The sequence below is a fragment of the Streptomyces sp. NPDC056738 genome (assembly GCF_042790435.1).
Lineage (GTDB): Bacteria > Actinomycetota > Actinomycetes > Streptomycetales > Streptomycetaceae > Streptomyces.
The window spans coordinates 18297-31703 of sequence record NZ_JBHTZF010000013.1 but is presented as its reverse complement, the minus strand read 5'-3'; the positions used below and the strand labels follow the sequence as shown (position 1 = coordinate 31703).

Sequence of the window (13407 nt, the reverse complement as noted above, 5' to 3'; positions counted from 1 at the left end):
TCCCCTCATCGGACGAGCCCCGCCGATCGGTTCACACCTCGGCCGGAAATTTCCGAAAGCCTTCGCGTGCCTGGTGAACACCCTGATCCACGGCCGGAGCGGCCCGCCCGGCGGGCCCGGAACTTGACGGCGGGCTCCCCCTTGCACCACCCTTTCACTACTCAATTAGTGAAAGGGTGGTTGTCCGAGTGGTCGTGTACCGCATCGACCGGCGCAGTGGCGTCGCCACCTACCTCCAGATCGTCCAGCAGACGAAGCAGGCCCTCCGGCTCGGCCTCCTCGAACCGGGCGACAAGCTCCCCACGGCCCGCGAGGTCGTCGAAGCCACCGCCATCAATCCGAACACCGTCCTGAAGGCCTACCGCGAACTGGAGCGCGAAGGGCTGGTCGAGGCCAGGCGCGGCCTCGGCACCTTCGTCCGCAGGACGCTCGGCGCCGCCCCCGCGGACTCGCCCCTGCGCGAGGAACTGGAGGCCTGGGCCCGCGACGCCCGCGCCGCCGGCCTCGACCGCGAGGACGTGGCGGCCCTGTTCGGCTCCGTACTGGACGCACACTTCCCGAAGGGGGACCAGTGAGTTCCACCAGCACCACCCGATCCACCGTCGCCGTCGAGACGCACGGCCTCACCGTGCGCCGCGGCCGGCGCGCCGCCGCGGCCCTGGACGACTGCTCCTTCCGCCTCCCGGCCGGGCGGGTCAGCGCCCTCGTCGGCCCCAACGGCGCGGGCAAGTCGACGCTGCTGGCGACCCTGGCCGGGCTGCTGCGCCCCGCCGCCGGCACGCTCACCGTGCTCGGCACGAGCCCGGCCGAGGCACGCGAGCGCATCGCCTACCTCGCCCAGGACAAGCCCCTGCACCCCCAGCTCACGATCGCCGAGACGCTGCGCCTGGGCGCCGAACTCAACCCGGCCCGCTGGGACGCCGCGCACGCCGCCTCGATCGTGGAGCAGGGCTCGCTCGACCCGGGCACCAAGGTCCGGGCCCTGTCCGGCGGCCAGCGGACCCGCGTGGCGCTGGCCCTCGCGCTGGGCAAACGGCCCGAACTGATGCTGCTGGACGAACCGATGGCCGACCTGGACCCGCTGGCCCGCCACGAACTGCTGGGCACCCTCATGGCCGACGCCGCCGAACACGGCACCACCGTGCTGGTGTCCTCGCACATCGTCACCGAACTGGCCGACGCCTGCGACCACCTGCTGCTCCTGGGCGCCGGACGCGTCCGGCTCGGCGGCGGCCTGGACGACCTGCTCCTCGCGCACACCGTGGTCACCGGACGCGGCACCCCCGCCGACCTCGCCCCGCACCTCGTCGTCGAGTCCCGCCCCGCCGGCCGCGGCATCACCGCGCTGATACGCAACGAAGGACCGGTGGACGAACAGTGGCAGGCCGAACGCCCCTCCCTGGAGGAACTGCTCCTCGCCCATCTGCGGTCCCCCCGGACCCCCGCGCTGCTCACCCCCGGCACCACCGCGGCCCCCGTGGCGGTGACCCGATGAGCGCCCTCGCCCAGGCGGCCCCCGCCCGCCGCGCCCTGCCCGCGCCGCGCGGCCTGGTCTGGACGGTCCTGCGGCTGCACCGCACCGCCCTGTGGATCTGGACCGGCTTCGTCGTGCTCACCGCCGGACTCCTGCTGTGGCTGTACGGCCCCGGCGCCGGCCACACCCAGCACCTGCTCGACACGTTCGGCTACGCGGGCGTGCAGAAGGACGCCTGGACGGGCGGCATCATCGGCTCCACGTTCTCGGGGGTCTACAACGACCTCTTCTACGACCCGGCCTCCCTGCTGAACATCGCCTCGTTCGCCGTCGCCGTCTTCGCGGCCGGCTCCCTGACCGCCCGCGAACTGGAGAACGGCACCGCGCGCCTGGCCTGGACCCAGTCCGTCACCCCGGCCCGCTGGCTCGCCGCCAAACTGGCGGTTCCCGCGCTGCTCGTCGCCGCGGGCACGGGCCTGCTGGTCGTGCTGTACCGGATGCTGTGGTCGGCCCACGCCAATCTCCTGCTGGCCGGCATCGGACCGCGCGCCGTCTACTTCTCCATCGGCCCGGCCACCGTCGCCGCCCCGCTCCTCGGACTGGCCGTCGGCGCCGTCGCCGGTCTCGCGCTGCGCCGCACCCTGCCCGCCCTGGCCGTCGCGGGTCTCACGCAGTACGCGGTCATCGCGTTCCGCGCCAACTCCTGGCCCTTCCAGGGCAGTTACCAGCAGCCCGAACTGTCCGTGCACAGCCGGGCGATCACCTCCACGGGCGCGGAGATCCCCGACCCGGGCTGCTACGAGAGCCACGCCTGCCTCGCCCGGCACGACATCGTCCGCTTCACCCGCACGTACCTCCCCTCCCCCGACTACTGGCCCCGCCAGCTCCTGGAGACCGGCGTCCTGCTCGCCGCCACCGCGATCCTGGTCGCCGCCGCCTTCGCCCTCGTGCGGAGGGTGTCGACCTCATGAGCACCCTGACCGGGCGACGCCCGGCCCCGTACCGCCCGTCCGGCCTGACCTGGACCGTGCTGCGCCTGCACCGCACGGCCCTGTACGTCTGGGGCGCCGCCCTGCTCGCCGCCGTGGCGGCCCTGATCTGGCTGCTCGCCGTCGGCCCCGACGCCCGCGCGATCGTCGGCGGCTGCGACGCGTCGGACCCGTTCCCGATGGACTGCGGAACCGCCCGGTGGACCACGACGGCCAGGACCTACGCCACCGGCCTCGCCCTGGTCTCCGCGTGCGTCACGTTCCAGATGTACGCGGTCGCGGTCTGGGCGGGTGCCGCGCTGACCGGCCGCGAGCTGGAGAGCGGCACGGCGCGGCTGGCGTGGACCCAGTCCGTCACCCCGGCGCGCTGGCTCGCCACCAGGCTCGCCGTCCCCGCGGTCCTGCTGACGGCGGGCACCACGCTGGCGGTCCTGCTCGGCAACTGGACCCGCCGTGCGGGGAGAGGGGACCTGTCCGGCGGCTGGTTCAACGCGAACGTCTTCATCTCCTCCGGGCCGGTGGCCGTCGCGTACGCCCTCGCGGGCCTCGCCCTCGGGGCGCTCGCCGGCCTGGTCCTGCGCAGGGCCCTGCCCGCCGCAGCGGCCGCCCTCGCCGCGGCCGTCGTCCTGCACGAGGTGCTGGACGGGTTCCGGATGAGCCTGTGGCCCGCCGTGACGACCACCGGACGGGCCGCACTGCATGTCCCGTACGGCTCCATGCTCCTCGAACACGGTTCCGTCACCGCCGACGGCGAGCGGGTGAACACCAGCCTGGCCTGCGTCGGGACCGACGGTTCCGCCCTCGAGGCGTGTATCAGGCGGGGTCCGTGGACCGACTTCTGGAGCACCTACCAGCCTCAGTCCCATTACTGGCCCCTCCAGCTCGTGGAGAGCGGCCTGCTCCTGGCCGTCGCGGGGCTCGCGGTCGCCGCGGCCTTCGCGCTGCTGCGCCGACGGCTCGCGTAACCGTCGGTAGCACGCATCCGCGACCGAGGGGGGCACGGCATCCGCGACCGGAGGCGGTGCCGGCGGACGCGCACGCGACGCGGGTGGGTGTGTACACGGCTCCCGGACATGCAGACGTCCGGGAGCCTCCCCCAGATATCCCGCACGTCATGTCGCCGTAACCATCGATTCAGGTGACCTTGCGACGCTCGAGCAATGCAGCCCGCCGTGCCCGAGCCTTCTCCCGCGCCGGAGAACGAGCCCTCCCCGTCGACGCGGAGTCAGCGTACGCCAGCGAAGCGGAACGGGATTCTCCGCATCAGCGCGCTGACGCCCGCCCTCTCCGACGCGCCGGTCTCGCCCTCGGCACGGAAGAATGGGTCCATGAACCAGCGAAGCGCCCAGGCACCCGTGCAGCACCCGCAGCCCTCCGTCGGCTCCATCGCCGCCCACCGCCCGCACACCGTCGCGGCGAACGTGTCCGACCTGGAGCCCGATCTCGACGCCGACCTCGACGCGTACGAGGACCTGGAGCAGGACGGGATCATGCTGCCCCAGGGGCGGTTCCTGGACCGTGAGCGGAGCTGGCTCGCGTTCAACGAGCGCGTCCTGGAGCTCGCCGAGGACCCGAACACGCCCCTGCTGGAGCGCGCCAACTTCCTGGCGATCTTCGCCAGCAACCTGGACGAGTTCTTCATGGTCCGCGTGGCCGGCCTCAAGCGCCGCATCGCCACCGGTGTCGCCACCAAGTCCGCCTCGGGCCTCCAGCCCCGCGAGGTCCTGGAGATGATCTGGGCCCGCTCCCGCGAACTCATGGCCCGCCACGCCGCCTGCTACCAGGAGGACGTCGCCCCCGCGCTCGCCGAGGAGGGCATCCACCTCGTCCGCTGGAGCGAGCTGACCGAGAAGGAGCAGGCCCGCCTGTTCACTCTCTTCCGGCACCAGATCTTCCCGGTCCTGACCCCGCTGGCGGTCGACCCCGCGCACCCCTTCCCGTACATCTCCGGCCTGTCCCTGAACCTCGCCGTCGTCGTACGGAACCCGGTCAGCGGCCACCGCCACTTCGCGCGCGTCAAGGTCCCGCCGCTGCTCTCCCGCTTCCTGGAGGCCTCCCCGAACCGCTACGTCCCCATCGAGGACGTGATCGCGGCCCACCTGGAGGAGCTCTTCCCGGGCATGGAGGTCCTCGAGCACCACACCTTCCGGCTCACCCGCAACGAGGACCTGGAGGTCGAGGAGGACGACGCCGAGAACCTCCTGCAGGCGCTGGAGAAGGAGCTCATGCGGCGCCGCTTCGGCCCGCCGGTGCGCCTGGAGGTCGAGGAGTCCATCGACCGCTACGTCCTGGATCTCCTCGTACGCGAACTGAAGATCTCCGAGGCCGAGGTGTACCCGCTGCCGGGTCCCCTCGACCTCACCGGCCTCTTCGGCATCGGCTCCCTGGACCGGCCCGAGCTGAAGTACCCCAAGTTCATCGCGGGCACCCACCGCGACCTCGCCGAGGTCGAGTCGGCCTCGCCGCCCGACATCTTCGCCGCGCTGCGCGAGCGCGACGTCCTGCTGCACCACCCGTACGACTCCTTCTCCACCTCGGTGCAGGCCTTCCTGGAACAGGCCGCCGCCGACCCCGACGTGCTCGCCATCAAGCAGACGCTCTACCGCACCTCCGGCGACTCCCCGATCGTGGACGCGCTGATAGACGCGGCCGAGTCCGGCAAGCAGGTCCTCGTCCTGGTCGAGATCAAGGCGCGCTTCGACGAGCAGGCCAACATCAAGTGGGCCCGCAAGCTCGAGGAGTCCGGCTGCCACGTCGTGTACGGCCTCGTCGGCCTGAAGACCCACTGCAAGCTGTCGCTCGTGGTCCGGCAGGAGGGTGAGACCCTGCGCCGCTACTCCCACGTCGGCACCGGCAACTACCACCCGAAGACCGCCCGGCTGTACGAGGACCTCGGACTGCTCACCGCCGATCCCCAGGTCGGCGCGGACCTCTCGGACCTCTTCAACCGGCTCTCGGGCTACTCGCGCCGCGAGACCTACCGCCGTCTGCTCGTCGCGCCCAAGTCGCTGCGCGACGGCCTGGTCGCGCGGATCAACAAGGAAGTACAGCACCACAAGGCCGGGCGCCCCGCCTTCGTCCGCATCAAGGTCAACTCGATGGTGGACGAGGCGCTCATCGACGCGCTGTACCGCGCCTCCCAGGCCGGTGTGCCGGTCGACGTCTGGGTGCGCGGGATATGCGCCGTCCGCCCCGGCGTCCCGGACCTGTCCGAGAACATACGAGTCCGTTCCGTCCTCGGCCGCTTCCTGGAGCACTCCCGGGTCTTCACCTTCGGCAACGGAGGCGAACCCGAGGTGTGGATCGGCAGCGCCGACATGATGCACCGCAACCTCGACCGGCGGATCGAGGCCCTGGTCAGGGTCACCGACCCGGCTCACCGCGCAGCCCTGAACCGGCTGCTGGAGACCGGCATGTCCGACACCACGGCCTCCTGGCACCTCGGCCCCGACGGCGAGTGGATCCGCCACGCGACCGACGCGGAGGGACAACCCCTGCGGAACGTCCAGGAGATGCTCATAGACGCCCGGAGGCGCCGGCGTGGCACAGCAGCACCTTGATCCCCCCACCGGTTCCGTGGCCGAAACGGCCTCCCTCGGCGAGGGAGACACCCCGATCGGTGACGCCCTCGCGGGCTATCTGCGGGCCCAGGCCACGGAATTCCTCCGCTCACTGCGCCAGCACCGGGAAACCGGCGGCGCGGCGAGCGGAGGAGGGGAGCCCGGCGACGCGGCGCGCTCCCTGCGCCACTCCGCGCGCCGCATCAGCGGCAGCCTGCACACCTTCCGGCCGCTCCTCGACCCGGACTGGTCGGAGGGGATGCGCCCCGAACTGGCCTGGCTCTCGGGCACCCTGGCGCGCGAACACGCCTACGCCGCACGCCTGGAACGGCTGATCGGCGCGCTGAACCGGCTCTCCGGCACGGCCACCGTGCCCGGCCAGACGGGCCGGGCCCCCGCCGCGGCCCCCAAGACCGGCAGTCTCACCGTCGGCGCCGCGAAGGCGGGCGCGCTCCTCGACCGCCAGCTCACGCTCGCCCGCACCCGCGCCCACTCGGCGGCCCTCCAGGCACTGGGTTCCTCCCGCTTCCACGCCGTCGCCGACAGCGTCGCCGTGCTGGCCAGCGAGGTTCCGCTGGCCCCGGCCGCGGACCACGCCGATCTGCGCCCACTGGCCACCGCGGCCCAGGAACGGCTGGCCGACGCCGTCAGCGCGCTGCCGCTGGTCGTAGCGGGCCGTCCCTACAACGCGGAAGCCCTCGTGCACGGCCTCTCCGCCGACACCGCGCCCCAGCCGCAGGACGCGCCCTGGCACCAGGTCCGGCTGCTGCTGCGGCTGCACCGCTACGCCGGTGAGGTGCTGCACCGGGGCGAGTGCCCCGTCGACGTACGCCTGCTCGGCGCGGGCACGGCGCTGAACCGGCACCGGGACGCGGCGGAGGCGGCCTCGGCCGCCGCCTCGGCGGCGCGCACTCCGCGGATCGCGCCGGCGACGGCGTACGCGCTCGGCGTGCTGCACGCCGACCAGCGCCACGAGGTGGAGGCGGCACGGTTCGCCTTCCAGCAGGCATGGCAGAAGGAAGCCGTACGCACCCCCTGAGGGAGGCCCCATGGCCGACGACACCATCCACGCGGCGGGCTGCGTCCTGTGGCGCCGCTCCCCGGTCGACTCAGCGCTGCAGATCTGCCTCGTCCACCGGCCCAAGTACGACGACTGGTCGCACCCGAAGGGCAAGCTGAAGCGGGACGAGGAGTTCCTGGCCGGCGCGCTGCGCGAGGTCGAGGAGGAGACGGGTTACGGCGCCGTCCCCGGTGCCGTGCTCCCCACCCTCCGCTACGACGTCGGCGGGCGCCCCAAGGAGGTCCGTTACTGGGCCGCCGAGGCCGCCGACGGCCGCTTCGCCCCGAACGACGAGGTCGACCGCGTCCTCTGGCTCTCCCCCACCGCCGCACGCCACCGCCTCACCCAGCCCCGCGACCGCGATCTGGTCGACGCGCTGCTGGACGCGCTGCACCTGGCCTGACGTGTTCCCCTGGAAAGGAGAGGCGCCGCCCGGGCTTCCGGCACGGCGCACGTCCATGGGCGACATCGAGCCCGGGGAGCCGACGGCGGACACTCACCGTAGTCGGCGCGCCCTTCGCTGTTGCTCATGAGGAAACCGGGGCGAATGAGCTATGACGGGAACATGGGCTCCACGCGTCGCGACCGCACCCGTTCGATTACCTGGAGTTTCCCTTCCGGCCCCCTCGGCCGGGACACAGCCGTGTCCTCGACGTGAGCGTTCCGTGACCTCACCGCACCGCCGTCAGGGGTTCACCCCCCGTTCACTTACGGCCTTCGGCGCCTTCACCTGATCTGCTTAATTTCGGCCTTACGCGGTGCGAAGAACGCCTCGGGGCGAACCCTTCCCATCGCTACGGACCGCAGTACACAGACATCGCACGCCGCCACCTGACGGCGGCTCCTGGAAGGAACTCCCGAAGTGAAGCTTCAGCGCATGAACCGGCGGGCCCTCACCCTCGGTGCTCTCGCCGTCTCTGGCGCCCTGGCCCTCACGGCGTGCGGTTCTGACGACACCGGCAACACCAGCGGTGGCGGCAGCTCGGCCTCGGCCAGCAACAACAGCGCCATCAAGTGTGACGACGCCAAGGGTCAGCTGCAGGCCTCCGGCTCCTCCGCGCAGAAGAACGCGATCGACGCCTGGGTCAAGGCCTTCACGGCCGCCTGCAAGGACGTCCAGATCAACTACAACCCGACCGGTTCGGGCGCCGGCGTCACCGCGTTCACGCAGGGCCAGACCGCGTTCGCCGGTTCGGACTCGCCGCTCAAGCCCGAAGAGGCCACGGCCGCCAAGAAGGTCTGCAACAACAACGCCGCGGTCGACCTGCCCATGGTCGGTGGCCCCATCGCGCTCGGCTACAACGTCGACGGTGTCGACAACCTCGTCCTGGACCCCGCGACGATCGCCAAGATCTTCGACGGCAAGATCAAGACGTGGGACGACGCGGCCATCAAGAAGCTGAACCCCGACGCGAAGCTCCCCAGCACCAAGATCCAGGCGTTCCACCGCTCGGACGAGTCCGGCACCACGGACAACTTCACCAAGTACCTCAAGGCCACCGCCCCCTCCGACTGGAACTACTCCGGCGGCAAGGCGTGGCAGGCCAAGGGCGGCCAGTCCGCCCAGGGTTCGTCCGGCCTCGCCCAGCAGGTGAAGCAGACCCCCGGCGCGATCTCGTACTTCGAGCTCTCCTACGCCGCCGACGGCATCAAGACCGTCGACCTCAAGACGGACGCGGCCACCCCGGTCAAGGCCTCCGTCGAGAACGCCACCAAGGCCATCTCCAGCGCCAAGGTCGTCGGCACGGGCAACGACCTCGCGCTCGAGCTGAACTACAAGCCGACCGCCGAGGGCGCCTACCCGCTCACGCTCGTCACCTACGAGATCGTCTGCGAGAAGGGCAACAAGGCCGACACCCTGGCCGCCACGAAGGCGTTCCTCACCTACATCGCGAGCGAGGACGGCCAGAACCAGCTCACCGCCGCCCAGTACGCCCCGATCCCCGCCGAGATCATCACCAAGGTTCGCAGCACCGTCTCGAACCTGAGCTGACCCGAGTGTGCGGCCCGCCTCGCCGAGGCGGGCCGCACCGTCCGGTGCACCGCCGCCTGGAGCCGGTACTCGAACCGGCTCCGCAGACCGGAGACTCATGATGGACATATCGACACGGAACACTGAAGCACCTCCCCCCACCCCACGATCTTCGGGCGCCACGCGCAAGCGCGCCGCCCGTGGTGCCACCCGCCCCGGAGACCGCGTCTTCCTCGGCCTCTCGCGCGGTTCCGGCATCCTCCTCCTGGTGATCATGGCCGCCATCGCGGTCTTCCTCACCTACCGCGCCTCCCTCGCGCTCAGCAAGAACGAGGGCAACTTCCTCACCACCTTCGAGTGGAACCCCAACCTGGTACCGCCGGTCTTCGGCATCGCGGTGCTGGCCTTCGGCACGGTGGTCTCCGCGATCATCGCCATGGCCCTCGCGGTCCCGGTAGCGGTCGGCATCGCCCTGTTCATCACGCACTACGCGCCGCGCAAGCTCGGCGGACCCATCGCGTACGTGATCGACCTGCTCGCCGCCGTCCCCTCCATCGTGTACGGCCTCTGGGGCGCCATCGTCCTCGTACCGCACATGGTCGGGCTGTTCGGCTGGCTCGACACCTACTTCGGCTGGACCGGCATCTTCACCTGGCAGGACGGCGCGCCCCGCTCCATGCTCACCGTCGGCATCCTGCTCGCGATCATGATCCTTCCGATCATCACGAACGTGAGCCGTGAGGTCTTCCGCCAGGCTCCGCAGATGCACCAGGAAGCCGCACTCGCTCTCGGCGCCACGCGCTGGGAGGTCATCCGCATGTCGGTGCTGCCCTTCGGCCGCTCCGGCGTGATCTCCGCCTCGATGCTCGGCCTCGGCCGCGCGCTCGGCGAGACGATGGCCGTCGCCACCGTGCTGTCCCCGAGCTTCGACATCCAGGCCAGCCTGCTCGATCCCGGCGGCGGCACGTTCGCGCAGAACATCGCGGCCAAGTTCAACGAGGCCAACGAGTTCGGCCAGGACGCCCTGATCGCCTCGGGTCTGGTCCTGTTCGTGATCACCCTGCTGGTCAACGGCGCGGCGCGTCTGATCATCAACCGCCGCAAGGAGTACTCGGGGGCCAACGCATGAGCAACGCACCCGTCACCCGCAAGCACGCCAGCTCCCTGCGCGGCGGCAGCCTTCCCAAGTGGTCCCCCTGGGCCCTCGCGGCGGGATCCATCGCGGTCGGAGTGGGCATCTCCTTCGCCGCCGGCCTCGACAGCAAGATCCAGTGGGGCCTGATCGCCGCGATCCTCTTCGTCCTCGGTACGTACGTCGTCGCCGCGCGCGTCGAGGGCCGCCGCCAGGCCAAGGACCGGGTCGCCACCAGCCTGGTGTGGGTCTGCTTCATCGTCGCCGTCGTCCCGCTCGTCTCCCTGATCTGGGAGACGCTCAAGCGCGGTGTGAAGGTCTTCGACACCTACTTCCTGAGCCACTCCATGGGCGTGGTCGCCGACGCCGAGACCGGCGGCGGTATCTACCACGCGATCATCGGCACCCTGGAGCAGGTGGGCATCGCCTCGCTCATCGCCGTGCCGATCGGTGTGCTCACCGCGATCTACCTCGTCGAGTACGGCCGCGGCAAGCTCGCCAAGGCCGTCACCTTCTTCGTCGACGTCATGACGGGCATCCCGTCGATCGTCGCCGGTCTGTTCGTCCTCAGCTTCTGGATCCTGATCCTGGGCATGGGCTACTCCGGCTTCGCCGGCGCGATGGCCCTGTCGATCCTGATGATGCCCGTGGTGGTCCGCTCCACCGAGGAGATGCTCAAGCTCGTCCCGAACGAGCTGCGCGAGGCCTCCCTCGCGCTCGGCATCCCGAAGTGGCGCACCATCCTCAAGGTGGTCCTGCCGACGTCCATCGGCGGCATCACCACGGGCGTGATGCTCGCCGTCGCGCGCATCACCGGTGAGACCGCTCCCGTGCTGCTGCTCGTGTGGGGCACCGGGTTCATCAACAACAACCCGTTCGACGGTCCCCAGGCGTCGCTGCCGCTGTACATCTACCAGCAGTACGCGGCCGGAACCACGGCGTCCACCGACAGGGCCTGGGCAGCGGCGCTCGCCCTCATCCTGTTCGTCATGATCCTCAACATGGGTGCCCGCGCCATCGCGCGCTGGAAGGCACCCAAGACGGGCCGCTGACGCGGCCGATCAGCGATCCGATCCTTTCGAAAGAAGCAGTGACTGACATGGCCAAGCGAATCGACGTAAGCGGTCTGACCGCCTACTACAGCGCCCACAAGGCGATCGAAGACATCTCCATGACGGTCGAGCCCCGCTCCGTGACGGCCTTCATCGGCCCCTCCGGCTGCGGAAAGTCGACCTTCCTGCGCACCCTGAACCGCATGCACGAGGTCACCCCCGGTGGCCGCGTCGAGGGCAAGGTGTTGCTCGACGACGAGGACCTGTACGGGAACGGCATAGACCCCGTCGCCGTGCGCCGCACCATCGGCATGGTCTTCCAGCGCCCCAACCCCTTCCCCACCATGTCGATCTTCGACAACGTGGCGGCGGGTCTGAAGCTCAACGGCTCCTACAAGAAGTCCGAGCTCAACGACATCGTCGAGCGGTCCCTCAAGGGCGCGAACCTCTGGAACGAGGTCAAGGACCGGCTGAACAAGCCCGGGTCCGGCCTGTCCGGCGGTCAGCAGCAGCGTCTGTGCATCGCGCGGGCCATCGCGGTCGAGCCGCAGGTCCTCCTCATGGACGAGCCCTGCTCGGCCCTGGACCCGATCTCCACCCTCGCCATCGAGGACCTGATCGGTGAGCTGAAGGAGCGCTTCACGATCGTCATCGTGACGCACAACATGCAGCAGGCCGCCCGCGTCTCCGACCGCACGGCGTTCTTCAACCTCTCCGCGGTGGGCCAGCCCGGCCGCCTCATCGAGATCGACGACACGGAGCGGATCTTCTCCAACCCGTCCGTCCAGGCCACGGAGGACTACATCTCCGGTCGCTTCGGCTGATCGGACCGCCTCCCGAAACCCCTCGCGGTGCTGCATGGCGGTGCCACCGCGAGGACGAGAAGGGCCCGCCCCTGGCTCCCGGGGGCGGGCCCGTTCGCGTTCCCTGCGGTCCCTTCCCAGCGGACCGAGACGGGTGGGCGGGCGGGACACCGGGGGTCTGGGGGCGGAGCCCCCAGGGGCCGGCGGAACCCCGGGGGGGCCGGGCCGGTCCCCGGGCACAGATCGCCACCGCGCGCAGATGGCCGCCGCCATGTCACCTGGGCGGAAAGACGAAGGGGGCCGGCCCCGAAGGACCGGCCCCGCACACCGCCGGACACCGGCGGCGTCGTACTCGCACTCCTACAGGAACGCCAGATTCACGACCCAGAAGCTGGCCGCGGCCACGAGAGCGGCGGCCGGCATGGTGATGAACCAGCCGAGGACGATGTTCTTGGCGACACCCCACCGCACGGCGTTCACCCGCTTCGTCGCCCCGACACCCATGATCGCCGAGGTGATGACGTGGGTCGTGGAGATCGGCGCCTTGAAGAGGTAGGCGGTCGCGAACATGATCGAGGCACCGGTGGTCTCCGCGGCGAACCCCTGCGGCGGATCGAGCTCGATGATCTTCCGCCCGAGCGTCCGCATGATGCGCCAGCCACCGGCGTACGTCCCCAGCGACAGCATCGCCGCACAGACGATCTTCACCCAGACCGGAATCGGGTCGTTCGCGCTCTGCTCGCCGGCGATGACCAGCGCCATCACCACGACACCCATCGTCTTCTGGGCGTCCTGGAGACCGTGCCCGAGCGCCATGCCGGCCGCGGACACCGTCTGCGCGATACGGAAACCGCGCTTGGTCTTGTGCGGGTTGGACCGCCGGAACAGCCACATGATCAAGGCCATCACGAGATAGCCGACGAGCAGACCGACGACCGGCGACAGGAACATCGGGATGATGACCTTGTCGACCAGCCCGCTCCAGTAGACCGTCGTACCGCCGGCCAGGGCCGCCCCGACCATGCCGCCGAACAGGGCGTGCGAGGAAGAGGAGGGCAGACCGAAGTACCAGGTGATCAGGTTCCAGGTGATCGCGCCGACGAGCGCCGCGAAGAGGATGCCCATCCCCTTCGAGCCCTCGGGCGTCTGGATCAGCCCCTCACTGACGGTCTTGGCGACCCCGCTGCCGAGGAACGCGCCGGCGAGGTTCATCACCGCGGCCATGGCGAGCGCGGCCCGCGGCGTCAGGGCGCGCGTGGACACGGAGGTGGCGATGGCGTTCGCCGAGTCGTGGAAGCCGTTCGTGTACGTGAAACCGAGCGCGACCCCGATGGTCACGATCAAAGCAAAGGTGTCCATGAACGG

The 13407-nt window shown here is 70.7% G+C and carries 12 protein-coding genes; 11 read left to right on the top strand and 1 reads right to left on the bottom strand.

Features of this window, described 5'->3' with window-relative positions; all coding sequences use genetic code 11:
• The first annotated feature begins 188 nt into the window (after positions 1–188).
• The 11 genes from ACFRIC_RS30160 (at position 189) to pstB (ending at position 12063) form a co-directional block, all read left to right on the top strand.
• On the top strand, positions 189–575 hold the full coding sequence (locus tag ACFRIC_RS30160) for a GntR family transcriptional regulator (protein ID WP_382792874.1): 387 nt from the start codon (positions 189–191) through the stop codon (positions 573–575).
• Positions 572–1495 (top strand): ATP-binding cassette domain-containing protein, encoded by a 924-nt coding sequence (locus ACFRIC_RS30155; RefSeq protein ID WP_382792185.1) that lies wholly within the window; start codon positions 572–574, stop codon positions 1493–1495. Before ACFRIC_RS30160 ends, ACFRIC_RS30155 begins: the two co-directional genes overlap by 4 nt.
• Positions 1492–2445, top strand: coding sequence for a hypothetical protein (locus tag ACFRIC_RS30150; RefSeq protein ID WP_382792182.1), 954 nt, complete (start codon positions 1492–1494; stop codon positions 2443–2445). The genes ACFRIC_RS30155 and ACFRIC_RS30150 overlap by 4 nt, the downstream gene beginning before the upstream one ends.
• The gene (locus tag ACFRIC_RS30145; RefSeq protein ID WP_382792180.1) at positions 2442–3428 is read left to right on the top strand and encodes a hypothetical protein; all 987 of its coding nucleotides are present in this window, start codon (positions 2442–2444) and stop codon (positions 3426–3428) included. Before ACFRIC_RS30150 ends, ACFRIC_RS30145 begins: the two co-directional genes overlap by 4 nt.
• A gap of 363 nt (positions 3429–3791) precedes the next feature.
• Positions 3792–6023, top strand: coding sequence for an RNA degradosome polyphosphate kinase (locus tag ACFRIC_RS30140; RefSeq protein WP_382792178.1), 2232 nt, complete (start codon positions 3792–3794; stop codon positions 6021–6023).
• A complete protein-coding gene (locus ACFRIC_RS30135) occupies positions 6004–7062 on the top strand; it encodes a CHAD domain-containing protein (protein WP_382792175.1) in 1059 nt (352 codons plus the stop codon). The genes ACFRIC_RS30140 and ACFRIC_RS30135 overlap by 20 nt, the downstream gene beginning before the upstream one ends.
• Positions 7063–7072: 10 nt before the next feature.
• Positions 7073–7486: an NUDIX hydrolase gene (locus ACFRIC_RS30130; protein ID WP_382792173.1), complete on the top strand. Its 414-nt coding sequence runs from the start codon at positions 7073–7075 to the stop codon at positions 7484–7486.
• Between the two features lie 459 nt (positions 7487–7945).
• Complete coding sequence (gene pstS, locus ACFRIC_RS30125) at positions 7946–9076, top strand: phosphate ABC transporter substrate-binding protein PstS (protein ID WP_382792170.1); 1131 nt, start codon at positions 7946–7948, stop codon at positions 9074–9076.
• 100 nt (positions 9077–9176) lie between these two features.
• Entirely contained in the window at positions 9177–10184 is a 1008-nt protein-coding gene (pstC, locus tag ACFRIC_RS30120) for a phosphate ABC transporter permease subunit PstC (RefSeq protein ID WP_382792871.1), read from the top strand.
• Positions 10181–11239 carry a phosphate ABC transporter permease PstA gene (gene pstA, locus ACFRIC_RS30115; protein WP_382792167.1) on the top strand — a complete coding sequence of 353 codons (1059 nt, stop codon included), beginning with the start codon at positions 10181–10183 and terminating at the stop codon, positions 11237–11239. The genes pstC and pstA overlap by 4 nt, the downstream gene beginning before the upstream one ends.
• Before the next feature lie 47 nt (positions 11240–11286).
• Complete coding sequence (gene pstB / locus ACFRIC_RS30110; RefSeq protein WP_382792164.1) at positions 11287–12063, top strand: phosphate ABC transporter ATP-binding protein PstB; 777 nt, start codon at positions 11287–11289, stop codon at positions 12061–12063.
• Between the two features lie 339 nt (positions 12064–12402).
• Here pstB and ACFRIC_RS30105 read toward each other — a convergent pair whose 3' ends face one another.
• On the bottom strand, positions 12403–13401 hold the full coding sequence (locus tag ACFRIC_RS30105) for an anion permease (RefSeq protein ID WP_382792161.1): 999 nt from the start codon (positions 13399–13401) through the stop codon (positions 12403–12405).
• Positions 13402–13407 lie beyond the last annotated feature (6 nt).